Origin of the sequence: Candidatus Mycosynbacter amalyticus, assembly GCF_025273655.1 — a bacterium.
Taxonomy (GTDB): Bacteria; Patescibacteriota; Saccharimonadia; order Saccharimonadales; family Saccharimonadaceae; genus Mycosynbacter; species Mycosynbacter amalyticus.
In genome coordinates this window covers 548,261-565,265 of the sequence record NZ_CP045921.1, presented here as the reverse complement: position 1 = coordinate 565,265, position 17,005 = coordinate 548,261, and the positions used below count along the sequence as shown (strand labels likewise).

General features: G+C 50.6%; 29 protein-coding genes. 25 read left to right on the top strand and 4 right to left on the bottom strand.

Annotation, left to right across the window (positions count from 1 at the left end):
- Positions 1-27: 27 nt before the first annotated feature.
- Positions 28-357, bottom strand: coding sequence for a hypothetical protein (locus GII36_RS03200; protein WP_260762389.1), 330 nt, complete (start codon positions 355-357; stop codon positions 28-30).
- A gap of 235 nt (positions 358-592) precedes the next feature.
- Here GII36_RS03200 and rpsJ point away from each other — a divergent pair, with 235 nt between their 5' ends.
- On the top strand, positions 593-907 hold the full coding sequence (rpsJ, locus tag GII36_RS03195; protein WP_260762387.1) for a 30S ribosomal protein S10: 315 nt from the start codon (positions 593-595) through the stop codon (positions 905-907).
- A 107-nt stretch (positions 908-1,014) separates the two neighbouring features.
- Here rpsJ and GII36_RS03190 read toward each other — a convergent pair whose 3' ends face one another.
- Positions 1,015-1,314, bottom strand: coding sequence for a hypothetical protein (locus tag GII36_RS03190; protein WP_260762384.1), 300 nt, complete (start codon positions 1,312-1,314; stop codon positions 1,015-1,017).
- A 90-nt stretch (positions 1,315-1,404) separates the two neighbouring features.
- On the opposite strand from GII36_RS03190, the gene GII36_RS03185 reads away from it, so the two are divergent.
- The gene (locus GII36_RS03185; protein WP_260762382.1) at positions 1,405-1,737 is read left to right on the top strand and encodes a hypothetical protein; all 333 of its coding nucleotides are present in this window, start codon (positions 1,405-1,407) and stop codon (positions 1,735-1,737) included.
- 21 nt (positions 1,738-1,758) lie between these two features.
- Positions 1,759-3,489 (top strand): serine hydrolase, encoded by a 1,731-nt coding sequence (locus GII36_RS03180; protein ID WP_260762380.1) that lies wholly within the window; start codon positions 1,759-1,761, stop codon positions 3,487-3,489.
- Positions 3,490-4,113: 624 nt separating this feature from the next.
- Here the strand turns inward: GII36_RS03180 and GII36_RS03175 are convergent.
- Positions 4,114-4,356: a hypothetical protein gene (locus GII36_RS03175; protein ID WP_260762378.1), complete on the bottom strand. Its 243-nt coding sequence runs from the start codon at positions 4,354-4,356 to the stop codon at positions 4,114-4,116.
- Between the two features lie 264 nt (positions 4,357-4,620).
- Between GII36_RS03175 and rplC the strand changes: the two genes are divergently transcribed.
- Genes rplC through rpsH form a run of 15 tightly spaced genes read left to right on the top strand, consistent with a single transcriptional unit; the run spans position 4,621 to position 11,225 of the window.
- Positions 4,621-5,235 (top strand): 50S ribosomal protein L3, encoded by a 615-nt coding sequence (gene rplC, locus GII36_RS03170; RefSeq protein ID WP_260762376.1) that lies wholly within the window; start codon positions 4,621-4,623, stop codon positions 5,233-5,235.
- The gene (gene rplD / locus GII36_RS03165; protein WP_260762374.1) at positions 5,235-5,846 is read left to right on the top strand and encodes a 50S ribosomal protein L4; all 612 of its coding nucleotides are present in this window, start codon (positions 5,235-5,237) and stop codon (positions 5,844-5,846) included. The genes rplC and rplD overlap by 1 nt, the downstream gene beginning before the upstream one ends.
- Positions 5,846-6,163 (top strand): uL23 family ribosomal protein, encoded by a 318-nt coding sequence (locus GII36_RS03160; protein ID WP_260762372.1) that lies wholly within the window; start codon positions 5,846-5,848, stop codon positions 6,161-6,163. The genes rplD and GII36_RS03160 overlap by 1 nt, the downstream gene beginning before the upstream one ends.
- Positions 6,163-7,002, top strand: coding sequence for a 50S ribosomal protein L2 (gene rplB, locus GII36_RS03155; RefSeq protein WP_260762371.1), 840 nt, complete (start codon positions 6,163-6,165; stop codon positions 7,000-7,002). Before GII36_RS03160 ends, rplB begins: the two co-directional genes overlap by 1 nt.
- Before the next feature lie 3 nt (positions 7,003-7,005).
- The gene (gene rpsS, locus GII36_RS03150) at positions 7,006-7,272 is read left to right on the top strand and encodes a 30S ribosomal protein S19 (RefSeq protein ID WP_260762365.1); all 267 of its coding nucleotides are present in this window, start codon (positions 7,006-7,008) and stop codon (positions 7,270-7,272) included.
- Positions 7,272-7,688 carry a 50S ribosomal protein L22 gene (rplV, locus tag GII36_RS03145; protein ID WP_260762362.1) on the top strand — a complete coding sequence of 139 codons (417 nt, stop codon included), beginning with the start codon at positions 7,272-7,274 and terminating at the stop codon, positions 7,686-7,688. Before rpsS ends, rplV begins: the two co-directional genes overlap by 1 nt.
- 2 nt (positions 7,689-7,690) lie before the next feature.
- Complete coding sequence (gene rpsC / locus GII36_RS03140) at positions 7,691-8,329, top strand: 30S ribosomal protein S3 (protein ID WP_260762358.1); 639 nt, start codon at positions 7,691-7,693, stop codon at positions 8,327-8,329.
- On the top strand, positions 8,329-8,742 hold the full coding sequence (rplP, locus tag GII36_RS03135; protein ID WP_260762356.1) for a 50S ribosomal protein L16: 414 nt from the start codon (positions 8,329-8,331) through the stop codon (positions 8,740-8,742). Before rpsC ends, rplP begins: the two co-directional genes overlap by 1 nt.
- Positions 8,743-8,745: 3 nt before the next feature.
- Positions 8,746-8,979 (top strand): 50S ribosomal protein L29, encoded by a 234-nt coding sequence (gene rpmC / locus GII36_RS03130; RefSeq protein ID WP_260762354.1) that lies wholly within the window; start codon positions 8,746-8,748, stop codon positions 8,977-8,979.
- 1 nt (position 8,980) lies between these two features.
- Entirely contained in the window at positions 8,981-9,265 is a 285-nt protein-coding gene (rpsQ, locus tag GII36_RS03125) for a 30S ribosomal protein S17 (RefSeq protein WP_260762351.1), read from the top strand.
- Entirely contained in the window at positions 9,265-9,633 is a 369-nt protein-coding gene (gene rplN, locus GII36_RS03120) for a 50S ribosomal protein L14 (protein WP_260762350.1), read from the top strand. The genes rpsQ and rplN overlap by 1 nt, the downstream gene beginning before the upstream one ends.
- A gap of 1 nt (position 9,634) precedes the next feature.
- A complete protein-coding gene (rplX, locus tag GII36_RS03115; protein ID WP_260762348.1) occupies positions 9,635-9,952 on the top strand; it encodes a 50S ribosomal protein L24 in 318 nt (105 codons plus the stop codon).
- A complete protein-coding gene (rplE, locus tag GII36_RS03110) occupies positions 9,952-10,536 on the top strand; it encodes a 50S ribosomal protein L5 (protein WP_260762345.1) in 585 nt (194 codons plus the stop codon). Before rplX ends, rplE begins: the two co-directional genes overlap by 1 nt.
- On the top strand, positions 10,536-10,805 hold the full coding sequence (rpsN, locus tag GII36_RS03105; protein WP_260762343.1) for a 30S ribosomal protein S14: 270 nt from the start codon (positions 10,536-10,538) through the stop codon (positions 10,803-10,805). Before rplE ends, rpsN begins: the two co-directional genes overlap by 1 nt.
- Before the next feature lie 18 nt (positions 10,806-10,823).
- On the top strand, positions 10,824-11,225 hold the full coding sequence (rpsH, locus tag GII36_RS03100) for a 30S ribosomal protein S8 (protein ID WP_260762342.1): 402 nt from the start codon (positions 10,824-10,826) through the stop codon (positions 11,223-11,225).
- Positions 11,226-11,497: 272 nt separating this feature from the next.
- Here the strand turns inward: rpsH and GII36_RS03095 are convergent, their stop codons facing one another.
- Positions 11,498-11,842: a hypothetical protein gene (locus GII36_RS03095; protein WP_260762340.1), complete on the bottom strand. Its 345-nt coding sequence runs from the start codon at positions 11,840-11,842 to the stop codon at positions 11,498-11,500.
- Positions 11,843-11,982: 140 nt separating this feature from the next.
- Here GII36_RS03095 and rplF point away from each other — a divergent pair, with 140 nt between their 5' ends.
- The 7 genes from rplF to GII36_RS03060 all read left to right on the top strand — a co-directional run bounded on the left by rplF (position 11,983) and on the right by GII36_RS03060 (position 16,806).
- Positions 11,983-12,516 (top strand): 50S ribosomal protein L6, encoded by a 534-nt coding sequence (gene rplF / locus GII36_RS03090; RefSeq protein WP_260762338.1) that lies wholly within the window; start codon positions 11,983-11,985, stop codon positions 12,514-12,516.
- Between the two features lie 2 nt (positions 12,517-12,518).
- Positions 12,519-12,872 carry a 50S ribosomal protein L18 gene (gene rplR / locus GII36_RS03085; protein ID WP_260762335.1) on the top strand — a complete coding sequence of 118 codons (354 nt, stop codon included), beginning with the start codon at positions 12,519-12,521 and terminating at the stop codon, positions 12,870-12,872.
- A gap of 1 nt (position 12,873) precedes the next feature.
- Positions 12,874-13,476: a 30S ribosomal protein S5 gene (rpsE, locus tag GII36_RS03080; protein WP_260762333.1), complete on the top strand. Its 603-nt coding sequence runs from the start codon at positions 12,874-12,876 to the stop codon at positions 13,474-13,476.
- Positions 13,476-13,958 carry a 50S ribosomal protein L15 gene (gene rplO, locus GII36_RS03075; RefSeq protein WP_260762330.1) on the top strand — a complete coding sequence of 161 codons (483 nt, stop codon included), beginning with the start codon at positions 13,476-13,478 and terminating at the stop codon, positions 13,956-13,958. Before rpsE ends, rplO begins: the two co-directional genes overlap by 1 nt.
- Positions 13,959-14,015: 57 nt before the next feature.
- Positions 14,016-14,552, top strand: coding sequence for a TIR domain-containing protein (locus GII36_RS03070; protein ID WP_260762327.1), 537 nt, complete (start codon positions 14,016-14,018; stop codon positions 14,550-14,552).
- A gap of 163 nt (positions 14,553-14,715) precedes the next feature.
- Positions 14,716-16,086, top strand: a complete 1,371-nt coding sequence (secY, locus tag GII36_RS03065) for a preprotein translocase subunit SecY (protein WP_260762323.1) — start codon at positions 14,716-14,718, stop codon at positions 16,084-16,086.
- Between the two features lie 33 nt (positions 16,087-16,119).
- Positions 16,120-16,806, top strand: coding sequence for a class F sortase (locus GII36_RS03060; RefSeq protein ID WP_260762321.1), 687 nt, complete (start codon positions 16,120-16,122; stop codon positions 16,804-16,806).
- The last annotated feature ends 199 nt before the right edge of the window (positions 16,807-17,005 follow it).

Sequence of the window (17,005 nt, the reverse complement as noted above, 5' to 3'; positions counted from 1 at the left end):
GTCCCCCGGCTCGTCTCCGTTGTGTGCTCAGGCGGCGTACCTGACATGGAAACGTTGCTGAGATGGCCGTATGGGCACGATTGTACGCCTGCCCTTCGGGCTTCGCTGCCAAAATCCCTCTTGGGATACAGGCTCCTCGTAAGTGACAGTCCGCTGTTTTAGTCGACTCGAGGCCTGGATGGCCACGGACTGCAAAAAACTGGCTCGCTCTTCATGAGGCGCCGGCAATATTGTCGTCTGCTGAACTGCATCTGCAACTCGCTCGAGAAGATATCGCATTGAGATCTCGAGGTGGTCGCTCGCGTTGTTGTCTGCGATGTCTACGATCTGATTGACGAGTTCTTCGTGCAGGTTCATTTCATCTCCCTGTCCTATGACTCGCGCGCGATCTGCGGCGAGGCGACTCCGGCGGCGTCTTCTGGATACCTGGAGTATTGTGGCAGTATACACCAGAGGTGAAATGCTTGCAATACCCAGCGCTTTCTTATATACTACCTAGGTATTATTAATTTTTCCGAGAACTCGGCCAGACGTGAGCGGGTACCGACACGATTCAGAGCAGAGGTTACGGAAAGCAGAAGGAGTTTTACTCATGGCAGACGCAGGTCTCAAAATCCGCATTCGCCTCAAGGCGTATGATCACAAAGTGATCGACCAATCAGCAAAACAAATTATCGACACTGCCGTTCGTACCGGCGCTGATGTGGCAGGTCCCATCCCTTTGCCAACTCGTCGTAGTACGTTCACGGTCGTCAAAAGCCCGCACGTCTACAAAAAAGGTGGTGAAGCATTTGAGATGCGTGTACACAAGCGCCTTATCGACATTACCAACGCGTCGCCAAAGACAATCGATAGCCTGCAAAACCTCAGCCTCCCAGCTGGTGTCGATGCAGAAATTCGCATGTAACTAGTCGGTCATCACAAAAAACCACCCTGCACAGGGTGGTTTTTGGTAGGCGTCATAACGACGAAGAGCCTTGCGACTCAATCGTCGTATGACTCCTCGCCGTGTCGCTACATGTTCGACCGCGCGATATGGATTTCAGTCCCGGACGTGAGATGAACGCGAAAGGCACAATCATCTCGTAATACCTGTTTTGGTACCTTGATGCCGAAAACTTGGCTGCCATCGATGCCTTCACGCATGGCTCGGATGTTGATAGCCGTAGGGACAAAAGTGTGTGCCGACATCGAGATATGGAATGTCTCTGTGTCAAGCGTCACTTCCACGACTCGGCTGCCAATCTCAGATTCGGCAATCGGTACTTGCAGCTCGCGGCCATCAGGCTTGATGATAAAGATCGCAAGAGTCATGATTAGTGTACTCCCAGTAGTCGGTGTAGGACGGAGTATATTATATCATGTTTATACAAAACTTACAATATGCTATACTACAAAGTACTTATGGCAACACAAAAATCCAACAAAGCCCGTACCTACGCTCGCAATCGCCCCGTTGTCAGCCGTAAAGGTCTCGAAAACGTTTTCGAGCCAGATGGTGTATATCTCTTCAAGCTAGTCGTAGTGACACTCGCCGGTCTGATGTGGCTACGTCTGGCAGATCCAGTCATGATAGGTGGCGTGCTGCCTGTCGGCGCATTTCCAGCTGGAGCGGTGATTGCGTTGGTACTAATCGCGTGGCTTGAGCACGCACAGTTTAACCGTAAGATCCTCTATGCGGTACTCGTGGTCGTGACGATTATTGGCTTCTTCCTCAACGCTGGCATCGTCATCTAGTAGTTTGCTATACTGGATACCATGAATATTCGCACGGGAGGGGTGAGAGCGTGGCTGCGGACACACAAGAAGCAGCTTGCTATTGGTGTACCGGCCGGTATTTTGGGTCTGTTTCTCGTCGTGCAGCTTGTGTATCCGTACGACAGACTTGCGCCTTGGCAGCAAATAGATGGTCAACAACTTGGCGCCGTGACCATTGACCAGGCTGCGAAGCGGCTTGATTCGCAGTATAGCGAGCGTACACTTGCACTCTATTTTGGCAAGACATCCACTCCACAGTACCAGCCAAAGTTTGCTGAGTTTGGTCTCGGAGTCGACAATACTTCGCGCGTCGCACAAGCCTCGTATCCATGGTACCTTCGTCTTGTGCCTACTTCGATTCTCTGGTCGCATATGGTGGTCAAGCCTAGCGCACCTAGCTATACGCGAGATAACAAAAAGCTCGATGCGTATCTCACGAAGCAGTTTGGTACTGAGTGTCATGTTGAGCCGCGCAACGCTACTGCTAAAGTATCTGGCGACTCGGTCGTTGTCGTAGCAGAAGAGGATGGCGGTAACTGCCAGCGGCAAGATGTCGCTAAAACCCTTAAATCTGTTAGCCCTACTCTGACTGCACAGACGAACGCACGCATTGCGATGGACCCGCTGCCAGCCAAACTTACTGCAGACACGGTGAAACCCGTTGTTGCAACTCTTAACCATCAGCTGGCGCAGCCAGCAACTCTTACTTACGACAGTAAGACGGATATGCTGCCTAGCAAGACGATTCGCGAATGGTTGGCATTTAGTACTGAAGGAGATGTGTTTGACATACGATTTGACGGGGCCCAAGCTGACAAGTATTTGACAGACAAATACGGCGCCGCACTTGCTAGGCAGGCAGGCGTGAGTAAAGTAACCACCCAAGATTTTGTAGAAGTATCTCGCCAAGATGGCCAGACGGGTCGCCAGCTCGATACAGCTAAGACGTATGTGAATCTCAAGCAATTTCTGCTTGCTAAGTCTGCAACCGTGCCACTCGGCGAAGCACTCGTACAGCCGACAGTGCAATACGCGCGCAGCTACAGTAATACCGACACTGGTCTTTCTGCGCTCATGAAGAACTACGCAGAAAGTCACCCGGGTGTCTACGGTGTGTCGCTCGTAGAGCTCGACGGTAAGCGTCGCCGAGCCGCGTATAACGATACGCAAAAATTCACCACTGCGAGTACCTATAAACTCTACGTTGCCTTTAGTACACTGAAGCGAATCGAATCAGGGGAGTACAAATGGAGCGACCAGGTGGCTGGCGGTCGAGATCTCACCAGGTGCTTCGACGACATGATCGTGAAGTCGGACAACGCCTGTGCCGAGGCGTTGGTAGCTCGCATAGGCTATGCGCCACTGACGAAAGACGCGCAAACTATCGTGAGCGCAAGTACAACATTTCTCGACAAGGAGAGCTACAAGACGACAGCAGGAGACCTGAGCACGTTTATGGCATCGCTCGCCACCGGGCAGATTTCACTGAATGCCGATAGCAAAGCACGTTTTCTCGATGCACTGAAACGTAACGTGTATCGACAAGGTATCCCTGCAGGAGCGAGCGGACAGGTGGCCGACAAAGTCGGATTCTTGGACGGTCTCTTGCACGATGCGGCGATTGTATATAGCCCAAGCGGCACGTATGCGCTAAGTATCATGACAGACAAAAGTTCATGGGCGACTATTGCCGATTTGACAAAAGAAATAGAAAAGCTCAGAAATCAATAAATACCCTAGTGGTGGAATTGATCATCGTGCCGGAGGTCATCGCTCATACGAGCGAGCCTCCGGCACGAGAAGTTATGCATCACCGGACTATCGGGATATGCGGTACATTGGGCATGCAGTTGTCGGGATCTTCCGCGCATGCTTGCAATGTGGGGCAACGCTCGTTGCCGCTCGCACACAGAAAAGCTGGCTCTTCTGTGTCGTGGCCATAGATGAGGGTCACTCTTGGACTGACTCGATCCCTGTTGCCGGGTATGCCGCAGGCGCATCCGCCGTCATCCAGACAGAAGTCCGGCGAGCCGCACGGATTTTTATCGGCGCACATGGCGCTCCTTCCTTCACGTGGCGATCACGTGATAAAGGCTATTGTAAAACCTAAAAATCAATATGTCAAAAATGAGAACCGCCCCACCGGGGAGATCAAGCCTGGTGGGGCGGTTCTCGAACCCGTATGGGGCGTTATTTCTTTCGGACACTTTGGATGTGTCCGAACGGACGCGCTATGCGCGTATCGTTGTGCCTTGGCAGTTTACCGCTCGTCTTTGCTCGCGGCATTCTAAGTTGCAGGGCATGTATGTGTTGCGCGAGGGGTCTATACCCGAAAATCATTCAGAGACTCCTCACTTAGCAGCAGCGCGTACGATGAAGCGCCTGGAAAGCCGGACTGTCGTACATGCTCGTGTCCGCTTGTCGACGAAACAAAACGCCGAGCGATTCGTTATGCTCCATTGCCTCTAGAAGCAGTGCCGGCAGAGCATCGTCGAGCGGAATCTTGTTTGCTTCGAGTTGTCGGACAAGCCCTTGAATTAGCTCGTCGAGCTTGATGGTCTCGTGGGTTGTCGCGCGTGGTGTGGTTTGATCTTTCATGACTGCAGCCTTCCGTAGGTGTGGGTGCATATCGCAGATATATATTACAACTTTTACATAACAATGTCAATAAAGACACATCTTAGTGACTTAGCTAATGTCTCTTGACGCCCACCCCTATTCCGTGCTATAGTGAGAAGGTTACTTTTATGTACAAACAATAGCAAGCGACCTTGGTGAATCGAAAGGTCCCGGAGCGTGGAGGAGTCCAAGCAGCAGGGAAACCGTCGGCCACCAAGGGTTTTAAGTGGGAGAATGAAGGCAATGAAAGCACTTCTCGGTACCAAAATTGGTATGACCCAAATCATCGGCGAAGATGGTCGTGTGACACCCGTGACACTCATCCAAGCTGGCCCTGTGACTGTGACTCAGGTGAAGACTGTCGAAAGCGACGGTTACAACGCAGTTCAGGTAGCATATGGTGAGGGTAAGAACCTGAGCAAGGCCGTGGCTGGACATGTAAAATCCGCCAAAGTGACTCCGAAGCACATTCGGGAATTTCGTGTCAATGAACTACCTGAAGGCCTCAAGGTAGGGGATACGATCGATGTAAATACGTTTGAGCTGGGTGAACTCGTCCAGGCAACCGGTACATCAAAAGGTAAAGGTTTTGCCGGTACGGTAAAACGACACAACTTTAATACAAGCGCAAAATCCCACGGTGGCAACGGTGATGTGCGTCGCGTCGGTTCAATCGGCTCGATGTACCCACAAAAAGTCTTCAAGGGTAAGCGCATGCCTGGCCGCATGGGTCACGATCAAGTGACGGTGAAAAACTTGGCAGTCGCGTACATCGACGCCGAGACCAATCTCATCGGCCTCAAAGGTGCAGTACCCGGCCCTCGTAAGGGTCTGGTAGTAATCGGAGGTAAGGCGTAATGGCAGAAACCACTACAACCAAGAAGACGACTTTGCCCAAAGAAGTTTTCGCAGTAGAAGTGCCAAGCCACGATCTACTCAAGCTGGCGTACGATTCGTATCTGGCAAACAACCGCCTCGCGAGCGCAACCACGAAAACTCGTGGCGAAGTAAGCGGTGGTGGTAAGAAGCCATGGAAGCAAAAAGGTACCGGCCGCGCACGATTTGGTAGCACCCGCAACCCTATCTGGCGTACTGGTGGTATTGTATTTGGTCCACGTGGCAACGAAAACTACACTAAGAAGCTTTCTAAGACTTCAAAACGTGTAGCTGTAAAGCAAGCACTTACGCTTGCAAACGAAGCCAAGAAGATTGTTATCGACGATATCAAGACTACTGGCAAAACAGCCGAAGTTGCGAAATACCTCGCTGACAAAAAACTTGAACGTAAAGTTTTGGTTGTCACAGAAAAAACTCCAGAGTTGATCCGTGCAACCGGTAACGTTCAGCAGGTAAAATTGGTCAGCCCGACATTTCTCAATGTCTACGACGTGCTCAACGCCGATCATATCGTGATCAGCGCCAAAGCTATCGACCAGATCAAAGCATGGCTGGTAGGAGGAGAAGCATAATGTCGATCCTAATCATCCCACGCCCAACCGAAAAGGCGTACACACAGATTACAGATAAAAACACTTACATCTTCGATGTGCCACTCACAGCCAACAAGCAGCAGATCGCTGCAGCCGTAGAAGCGCAGTTCGAGGTAAAGGTTGCTGGCATCAAAACGCTGGTGCAACAAGGCAAGGCAGTTCGTTTCTCTCGTGGAAAAAACCGCTACCCTGGTACCACTAAGCGTAAAGATACAAAGAAAGCCTACGTCAAGCTCGCCGAAGGTAGCTCGATCCAGGTCTTCGATCAGCCAGCAGAAAGTGAGGAGAAGAAGTAATGGCTATTCAGCAGTACAATCCTACAACTCCTGCACGCCGTGGTATGACATCTCAGGATTTGAGTGAAATCACCACGCGTAAACCACTCAAAAGCTTGATCAAGTCAAAGAAACAAAACGCAGGACGCAACAACCAGGGTCGCATCACGACTCGTCACCGCGGTGGTGGTGTTAAGCGACACTACCGTCTACTTGACCATAAGTTGGCGGCAGGCCTGGAGCTGACGATCGAAGAGATCGAATATGATCCAAACCGCTCAGCTCGTATCGCACGCGTTAAAGATCAGCATGGTCTTTATCACTACGTACTTGCAGATACTCAGATGCAAAAAGGCAAGAAAATTGCCAGTGGTGCAGAAGCTCCTATTGAAGCATCTAACCGTATGCCGCTCAGCCGTATACCTGTCGGTACACAGATTTACGCAATCGAAATCACCAAGGGCAAAGGTGCGCAGATGGTACGAAGTGCCGGTGCAAAAGCTCAGCTCATGGCGAAAGAAGGCGAGTACGCACAAATCAAGCTTCCATCTGGTGAAGTTCGCCGCGTCCGCCTCGAAAACGATGCAACAATCGGTGTGGTAGGTAACGTCCAGCACCAAAACGTCAAAATCGGTAGCGCTGGTCGCAAACGCCGTAAAGGTATTCGCCCAACTGTCCGTGGTGTTGTCATGAACGCCGCAGATCACCCACATGGTGGTGGTGACGGTGGTCGTCATGGTAGTGGTAAACCACCACGCACACCATGGGGTCAACTGACACTCGGTTTCCGTACCCGACGTCGCAAAGATACTGGTAAACTAATCGTCCGCAGTCGCCATGACGCGAAGAGGAAGAGGTAACACATGAGTCGTTCACTGAAGAAGGGTCCGTTTGTCGACTTCAAGCTCGCGCGCAAAGTTGCGGCGCTTGGTCTAGATGATCGTACCGTCATCAAGACGTGGGCTCGCGCAAGTACTATTACACCAGACATGGTGGGTCGTACTATCGCCGTACATAACGGTCGCGTCCACGTACCTGTGCTCGTGACGGAAAACATGGTTGGTCACAAACTCGGTGAGTTTAGCCCAACTCGCAAGTTCCGCAAGCACGGTGGAAAGGATAAAAAATAATGGCTGAGACATTTACAGTTCGCGCCTACATCAAAGGCATCGACCTGACACCCCGCAAGGTAAGTGTCGTCGCTGCGCTGGTGCGCGGCCGCTCTGTGGCAGACGCGCTCGTGATTCTCGAGCACACACCTCGCCGCTCAGCTACTCCGGTGCGTAAAGCAATTGCATCTGCAGCTGCCAACGCCACTAACAACCACGGTCTTGACGCGAAGTCACTCCAGATCACGACACTGAGCGTGACTGCCGGTCCTCGCCTCAAGCGTTTCAAGCCACATATGCGTGGCATGGCGCTGCCGTTTCAGAAGAAGACAAGTCATATTTTGGTAGAAGTTTCTGGTGTTGAAAAGGCCAAGAAGAAACCTGCTACGAAAAAGGCTGAGGCTGCAAAACCAGCTAAGAAAGAAGAGGAGAAGTAGACATGGGACAGAAAGTTAACCCAATCAGCTTCCGTCTGCAAGTGCACAAAAACTGGGATTCTCGCTGGTTTGCCAACAAGCGTGATTTCAGTAAGTGGCTCGCAGAAGACATCCAGATTCGCGAAGTAATCGAAAAGAAATTTGCGTCTCGCCCAACTATCGATCGTATCGAGATCGAGCGTTCTGCTAACCAAGTGACTGTGACGATTCACACCGCCAAAGCTGGTGTTGTGATCGGTCGTGGCGGTGCTGGCGTACAGGAGCTCAAGACTCAGCTTGAGAAAATCGCGAGCCTGCCGGTACGTATCAATATCGAAGAAGTGAAACGTCCTGAGCTGTCTGCGAAACTCGTCGCCGAGAACATCGCTCGTCAGCTTGAGCGCCGTATCAACTTCCGCCGCGCCACCAAGATGGCTGCGCAAAACACTATCAATGCCGGTGCCAAAGGTATTCGTATCGAGGTTGCTGGTCGTCTCAACAATGCTGAGATGGCTCGCCGCGAAAAGATTATCGAAGGCTCTGTGCCACTTCACACACTCCGTGCGGACATCGATTTCCATTCAGCTCGTGCTGAATGTGCCGGTGTCGGTATTGTGGGTGTAAAGGTGTGGATCTACAAAGGCGAAAGGAGTGATGCATAATGCTACTCCCGAAACGAACCAAGTACCGCAAGACATTTAAAGGCAAGAATGATGGCCGCGCAACCCGCGGTAACTACATCGCGTTTGGCGATTATGCCCTGCAGTCACAGTCAAACAGCGACATCACCAGCCGCCAGATAGAGTCTGCTCGTCAGGCGATGACCCGCTACATCAAACGTGGCGGTAAAATCTGGATTCGTATCTTTCCACATATTCCAGTGACCCGCAAACCTGTTGGTCTCAAAATGGGTATGGGCAAAGGTAACCCAGAATTCTTCGCAGCCAAGGTAAAAGCCGGCACCGTCATGTTCGAAATGAAGGGCGTCGAAGAAGAAGTGGCTCGCGAGGCGATGCGCCTGGCAGCTCACAAACTACCAGTGAAAACTAAGTTCATCAAGCGAGAGGAGGCCTAGGCTATGGCAACTGCAAAAGCAACCACCAAAAAAGCCAAAGAAGCTTCTGAAGTGAAGACTCTCGAGACTCTGCGTACAGAGCTCGCTACTAAGCGCCAAGACCTGATCGACGCACGTCGCGGTCTAGCTGCTGGCGAACTGCAGAACCCTCGCGTCATCACGGCGACTCGCAAAGAAATCGCACGCCTCTCAACTGCTATCCGAGCAGCGGAGTTGGCAGAAAAGGGAGATAAGTAATATGGCCAAGACATTGACCGGTATCGTGACATCGGATGTTCGCGACAAGACAATCACCGTCACTGTAACTAGTCGTGAAACGCACCCTATCTACGGCAAGCAGTACACTGTGAGTCGTAAATATACTGCGCACGACGAAGAAAACGAAGCGAAGATAGGAGACAAAGTCCGTATCGTGGAGACACGTCCTATTTCTAAGACCAAATCGTTCAAACTCGACCTCATCGAAGAGAAATCTCGCGGTGCAGTAGAGCTGAAAGATGACGTCGAGGAGGTGGCTGCGTAATGTTGCAACAAGAATCACGTATCAAAATCACTGATAACAGTGGTGCAAAGGAAGCGTTGATCATCCGTGTACTCGGTGGTACGCGTCGCCGTTTTGCTGCTGTTGGTGATATCGTGGTCGTGACGATCAAAGATGCTAACCCAGGTGGTAACATCAAAAAGAAAACTGTCCAAAAAGCAGTGATCGTTCGCACCCGCAGCCAAATCAAGCGCAAAGATGGCTCGACCATCTGCTTCGATGACAACGCCGCTGTTATTATCGGCGACGACAAAAATCCTAAGGCTACCCGTATCTTTGGTCCAGTGCCACGAGAACTGCGTGACCTTGGTTATTCGAAGATCATTAGCTTGGCACCGGAGGTACTCTAGTATGGCACGTATCCGAAAAAGTGACATCGTGAAGCTTGTAAGCGGCACGAACAAAGGCAAGACCGGTAAAGTACTGGCTGTACTACCGAAGCAAAATGCCGTTCTCATCGAAGGAGTCGGTGTCGGTAGCCGCAAGGTCAAGCCAAGTCAACTCAACCCACGCGGTGGCGTCAAAGACATTCATGTTCCAACCCCACTGCACAAAGTAGCCCTCGTCGTCGACGAAAAAGCTGGTACAACCAGCCGTGTTGGCTACAACAAAACTGACGCCGGTACTGTCCGTGTTGCGCGTCAGCTAAAGAACAAGGAGATCAAATAATGGCAAAAGCTACAGAAACTGCCTACACTCCTCGTCTGAAAGCTCTCTACGACACTACTGTCAAGAAAGAACTCCAGACCGAACTCGGACTCACTAACGTACATCAAGTACCGAAGCTCGAGAAAATCGTTGTGAGCGTAGGACTTGGTAAAAACAAAGACGACAAGCGTCACTACGAAGTCGTCAAAAATACCCTGACCAAGATTACAGGTCAGGCACCTATCGATCGCATGGCCAAGAAATCAATCGCTGGTTTCAAAATTCGTGCAGGTATGAACCGTATTGGTATTAGCGTCACTCTCCGCGGTGCGCAGATGTACGAGTTTATGGATCGCTTTGTCAACGTCGCTATGCCACGCATCCGTGACTTCCACGGTGTAGGCGCAAAGGCATTCGACAAAGGTGGTAACTACAACGTTGGTATCAACGATCAGTCAATTTTTCCAGAGCTGACATTTGAGGAAACTCAGGTCATTCATGGCCTACAGGTCACATTTGTGATTGCAAACGAAGACAAAGCACACAGCCGTGCACTGCTCGAGAAATTCGGCGTACCGTTTGAGAAAGAAGGAGGACGACGCTAATGGCTAAGAAATCTGCAGTCGCTCGCGACGAGAAGCGCAAGAAGATGATCCAGAAATACGCTGCCAAGCGTGTTGAACTCAAGGAAATGGGCGACCAAGACGGTCTTCAGAAACTGCCAAAAAACAGTAGCCCAACTCGCTGGAAAAACCGCGATGTACTGAGTGGCCGTCCGCACGCCTACATGCGCCGATTCGGTCTCAACCGTATCAATTTCCGCGAGCTTGCCTCAAAAGGTAAGATTCCTGGTGTGCGAAAGAGTAGTTGGTAAGAGGGAAGGAGAACAGATATGTCTATGCAAACTACAGATCCAATCGCCGACCTCTTGACTCGCATTCGTAACGCGAAAATGGTTGGCAAAACAGAAGTCCGCGTACCTGCAAGCAACATGAAAGAAGTCATCGCGAAGAAGCTGGCCAAAAGCGGCTACCTCGCAGACGTCAAACGTGAAGCTGGCAAACCACGTGACACACTTGTTATCACTATCAACAAAGCCGGTGAAAACAGCACTATCAACGAGATTACACGCCTCAGCAAGCCTGGTCGTCGTGTCTATGTGAAAGCCGACGAGATTCCACGCGTCAAATCTGGCCGCGGTATCGTTCTGGTGAGTACATCGCAAGGTGTGATCACTGGCCAAGAAGCTGTCAAAGCTCGCCTCGGCGGTGAACTCCTGCTCAAGGTATACTAGAATTACTCGCTAATTCACAAAATCTCCCTCAATAGTGAGGGAGATTTTGTTATGCGACTAATGTTCGAGAACTAGCCTTCTTCGAGATCTTTCATCTCTTCTCTGTGCGCAGCTGTCATCATAGCCCTCGTTTTGCTATACTTACCATCTTGAATTTAGACCCGGTTATGGGATTTGTCTGTGAGAATTGTCACGTTACTAGATATAATTATTGCCTTCAGAGAAGGTAAAAGGAGCACTTTCGTGCCCCTAGTACCTTCACGCTACAGCCTTTACTGCCGCTTGCGACTTCGTTTGCGGCCGTGCTTGCTTCTTGCCCCGGCCGTAATCGTAGCTTTCTTCCGCTCACTGCGTAGTTCACGGATTCGTGCTTTTTCTGCTCGAACGGCTTCATCCTTTCGAGCAGCAAGCTCGAGCTCAGCTTTGTATAGAGGCTGGCACAGTCCGATAGCGAGCACAGCTCCGATTGTGTAGGCGACGATGTCGACCCAGTCGAAGCCGCCGATGTACGGAATTTCTTTCTCGCCCTCTAGGCTAGCAACCATTCTACCGGCTGCAATCTCGTAGCCGTAGCTGAGAACCAGGCCTATTCCGATACGCCAGCAAGACTGCCGCACGGTCTTTACGTAACCTTGTATCTATGCTACAATTACCTAGATAATAATTTGCGAGTGAAATCGGGAGATTTTGCGCTCATATCCTCAAGGATATGTCAGCCCAGAAACAAACATTTCGCTTGCCATAACGAAAGGTAAGTATGAGTCGAATCGGAAAACTACCAATTGAGATTCCATCAGGCGTGACAATCACGGTCGACTCAGAAGTGATCAAGGTCACAGCTAGCAAAGGCGAGCTGACCGTACCACATCTGAGCGACGTAACCGTGACTGTTGAAGATGGTGTTGCTACCGTAACCCGTAACAACGAAGAGCGTGTCGCTCGTGCCCAGCACGGTTTGCAGCGCGCACTTCTCAACAACGCTGTAGTAGGCGTGACAAAAGGTTTCGAGAAAAAACTCGAAGTCAACGGTGTCGGCTTCCGCGTAGCTACACAGGGCAACACGCTCGAAATGAGTCTCGGCTTTAGCCACCCCGTCAAATACACTGCACCAGCGGGCGTGACGGTATCAAATGACAAGATGGTGATCAGCGTGAGCGGCATCGACAAACAGCAAGTTGGTCAGGTCGCTGCGGAAATCCGTGCTCTTAAGAAGCCTGAGCCGTACAAGGGCAAGGGTATTAAATATGTCGACGAAGTGATCCTTCGAAAAGCAGGAAAGGCTGGTAAGTAATCATGGCAGATCTCGCTAAAAAAGCACTGAACAAGTCACTTCGTAAAGGCCGTGTCCGCGCCAAGGTTACCGGCACCGCTGAACGTCCACGCCTCACTGTTACTATCAGCAATGTGCACGTAAGCGCACAGCTGATCGACGACGTTGCGGGTCATACGCTTGCTGCTGCGACAACCGTCGGCGCCAAAGCAACCGGTAGCAAAACTGAACTAGCAGCAAAAGTTGGTACAGACATTGCCAAAAAAGCAAAGAAAGCTAAAGTAACCGCAGTTGTGTTCGATCGCAATGGCCGCCAGTACGCTGGTCGCCTCAGCGCACTCGCCGACGCTGCACGTAAAGAAGGATTGGAGTTCTAGTATGGCTGACGCACAAGCACCAGCAACTACTACCCCTCGCTCAGACAACCGCGGTCGCGGTCCTCAGCGTGGTGGTCGTCGCGATGACCGACGAAACGCAGCCGATGCTGCGCCGAAAGAATTTGAAGAAGTAGTGATCAACATCGACCGCGTGGCCCGTGTGGTCAAAGGCGGCCGTCGCTTCCGCTTCAAGGCGCTTGTCGTAGTGGGTAACCGCAAAGACAAGGTCGGCGTTGGCGTGAGTAAAGGACAAGATGTCCAGACTGCTATCGCAAAAGCAACTGATGTAGCAAAGAAAAATCTCATCACTGTGCCTATCGCAAATGAGACGATTCCACATGATGCAGAAGTGAAGGTAAGTGGCGCACAAGTCCTCATCAAGCCAGCTGCACCTGGTACCGGCATTATCGCCGGTGGTGTAGTGCGACAGGTAATTGGTGTAACTGGTGTACGTAACTTGCTCTCGAAGAGCCTGGGCAGCACCAACAAGGTCAACATCGCCTACGCAACTATCGATGCGCTCAAGACACTTGTTCCCCGAGACCAGTGGCTGAACGCTCCAAAAAAGGCTGCTAAAAAAGCAGACAAAGAGGAGACTAAATAATGACTAAGTACAACGAACTCAACGTTTCTGCCAATAAGACAAAGAAGCGAGTCGGCCGAGGTATCTCTGCTGGCGGTGGTAAAACTGCTGGTCGTGGTACAAAGGGTCAGAAGGCTCGTACAGGCAAGAAGCTCAACGCTATGTTCCAGGGTGGCTCAGGCCCACTGGCGCAGCGCGCACCAAAAAACCGTGGCTTCAAGAGCTTCAAGGCTCCTGCACAAGTCGTCTACCTTGATCACCTCAACGCGTTCAAGGGTAAAACTGCCGATAACATGACTCTGTTTGAGGCGGGCTACGTAGCGACACCTTTTCACACTGTAAAGGTAATTGCTCGTGGTGAGCTGACAGAAAAGGTAACGCTCAAGGTGCAGGCTGCATCTGCGAGCGTACAGGCAGCTATCACCAAGGCTGGTGGTACATTTGAAAAAGTACCGACACCGATCAAACAGTCTGCTAAGGCTGCAGAAAAAGCCGAGAAATAGTCAGTAGCTGACAAAAAGAAGCCTGTGTAATACAGGCTTCTTTGCTACCATTTACTTATGATAGAGAGATTGTATACTCCTCCGCACTACCCAGATATTCATGATAACAAGCCGTCAGTATTCCTCGCCGGTCCTGTACAGGGAGCATCGGATTGGCAAACACCGCTTGCGCGTCAACTGCTAGGCGCAAGAGATGACATTGTTGTCATGTCTCCACGAAGAACCGAAGATGACCAAAAGAAGTTTGATGCTGATGAGCAGAAACTCTGGGAGTTTACGACAAGAGATTATACGAGACAATTAGGCGTGACCGCATTTTGGTGGGCTGCGCAAGATGCTTCTATTCCCTATAAAACCAGTCGTGCATATGCGCAGACTAGCCGCATTGAGCTTGGTGGGGCGATAGGCTGGCGAACGTACGACATGTCGATCCCGATAGTGGTAGGCTTTGATCAAAACTACGAAAAAATGGGTGGAGGTAGTGAGAGCTACATAAGAAGCCTCTGTAGAGACCGTGGAATTATTGTTGTTGATACAACGGAGGATCTCGAGTCAGAAATTTTGCAAGAGGTTGAAAAGTTGTGCGAATCGTAATTTACACTACAAGTTCCATAGCAGCTAGGAGGTTTTTGTTGTATAATGGCTCTAGAATACGCCCTGGGAGTAACAAGTGTGGCGAATAGAGACTGAATATAAAGGGTAGAGATTACATACAATGAACTGGAAAAACATTTTCAAATCACTAAAAAACAAGGATATGCAGAAGCGTTTCCTGATCGTACTTGGCCTTATCGCCGTGTATCGATTCCTCGCACATATTCCAGTGCCACTGGCAGAGCCGAGTAAGCTCAAAGACGTGATCTCGAGCTTCTTGTCTGCAAGCGACTTCGGAGGCTTCCTGAATCTACTGTCTGGTGGTGCACTCAGCCAGCTCTCGATCGTGCTGGTTGGTCTGAGTCCATTCATTACCGCGAGTATCATTACTCAGTTGCTTACAAAGGCAGTGCCAAAGCTTGAGGAACTTCACAAGGACGGTGAATCTGGTCGCCGCAAGATCAATCAGTGGACACGTCTTTTGACATTACCACTTGCGATCATACAATCGATTGCCTTCATCTACATTCTTCGACAGTCTGTCCTAGCGGGCAACACTACTACGCTTGGTGCTGCCTCTATTACGGATTGGATAGTGGCGGTGAGCGCTATGACTGCTGGGTCTATGTTGCTGATGTGGCTGGGTGAGCTTATTACCGAGCAGGGTATCGGCAATGGTATTAGTATGCTCATCTTCGCTGGTATCATTAGCCAGATGCCACAGACACTGTCTACGCTGTGGACATCATTGATCGATACCTCTCAGGGTACACTGAGTGTTTTTGGATGGTTCGCCGTGCCGGTCAACCCGACGATCTTCTACGTCATATTGGCGCTACTTTCAGCATCGCTGCTACTGCTATATCTGCTTGTGAAGGTGAACGAAGCCCAGCGCGTCATCACGATTAACTACGCCAAGCGTGTACAAGGTAACAGCAGCTATGGAGGTATCAAAAGTGTGCTGCCTATCAAGATGATTGCTGCGGGCGTGATTCCTGTCATCTTCGCAGTTGCATTCCTCAGCCTACCGGCGTTTGTGGGGCAGGTCCTTAAATCTACTGGTAATCCAGCGTATACCGAAACAGCCGACAAGCTTATCACTTGGTTCCAAGCTCCAAACCCAGGTCAATTCACAGGTGCATCCGCTGAGGCGTTTATCTACCCAACACTGTACTTCCTGCTTGTCATCCTATTCACGTATTTCTACACGGGTATTGTGTTCAACAGCAACGAGATTGCCGAAAACCTGCAAAAGCAAGGTGCGTTCATCGAAGGTGTGCGACCTGGCCTGCAGACAGAGAAGTATCTGAATAAGGTAGTCAATCGCCTTGTGCTCTTCGGCTCGCTCGTGCTTGGCCTCATTGCTATCACGCCGTTTGCGGTAGAGTATCTGCTGTATAATTTCACAGGTATATCCAACGCAAATCTTGCAATCGGCGGTACGGGACTGCTCATCATCGTCACAGTCGCACTCGAAAGCCTGCGCCAGATCAACAGTCGCGCGCTCATGGTTACCTACGACGACTACAAATAAACACACCATTAATACGAAAAAACGGGAGGGTATATGGTAACTGGACTGCGTATCGAACAAAAAAGCGAATCGCATTTCGGACTATGGCTCTCTATCTTACTCGGCGCAGCGCTAGTGGCTGCTTGTGCATGGTATGGCTATCGCTACTACACGACAGGTGAGCAGCCACCTGTGCCAGTCGCCCTGGCTGCGGCAAATCCAGAAGTCGACGAAGCAGATGTCACTACAGTACAGACAGAGGGTCACAAGGTTGCGCCAAATCAGCCGCGTTATATATCAATCCCGTCGCTCGGTATCGACAAAGCGAGGGTCTTGTCGGTAGGTACAAAAGCAAATGGCGAGCTCGATACACCGCATAACATTCACGACGTGGGTTGGTACACCAAATCCGCTACTCCGGGCAGCGGCAGTAGCGCATTGCTGCTCGACGGGCATAACGGCGGCCCTACAAAAGGCGGGGTGTTCGAGAAGCTGCCGGATATGAAAGAAGGCGACGAGATTACCGTAGAGCGCGGTGATGGCCAGAAGTTTACTTACGAAGTACAAGAGGTCAAGACTCTGACACTTGACGATCTCAATAACGGCGGCATGAAACGCATGTCCGAGTCGGCTAGTGATATAGCAGAAGGTCTCAATCTTATCAGTTGTACTGGCAACTGGATCCCCGCGCAGCAAACATATGATAAGCGTATTACTATTCGTGCCGTTGCGGTAGAGTAAGCGAATCCAATTGTTAATAATTAGCTGTGTTAACCCTACTATTGTAAATATAAAAATTATAGTAGAATAATTGAATTTGAGTTGAGTGTGCCCTCCAAACTCATCTATGAATAATATAATCATTTCTAATAGAAGGCGGTACGCCTTGACCTACGCTTACATTTTGCTACAATAAATACAAGTTTATAACGCGTGCATC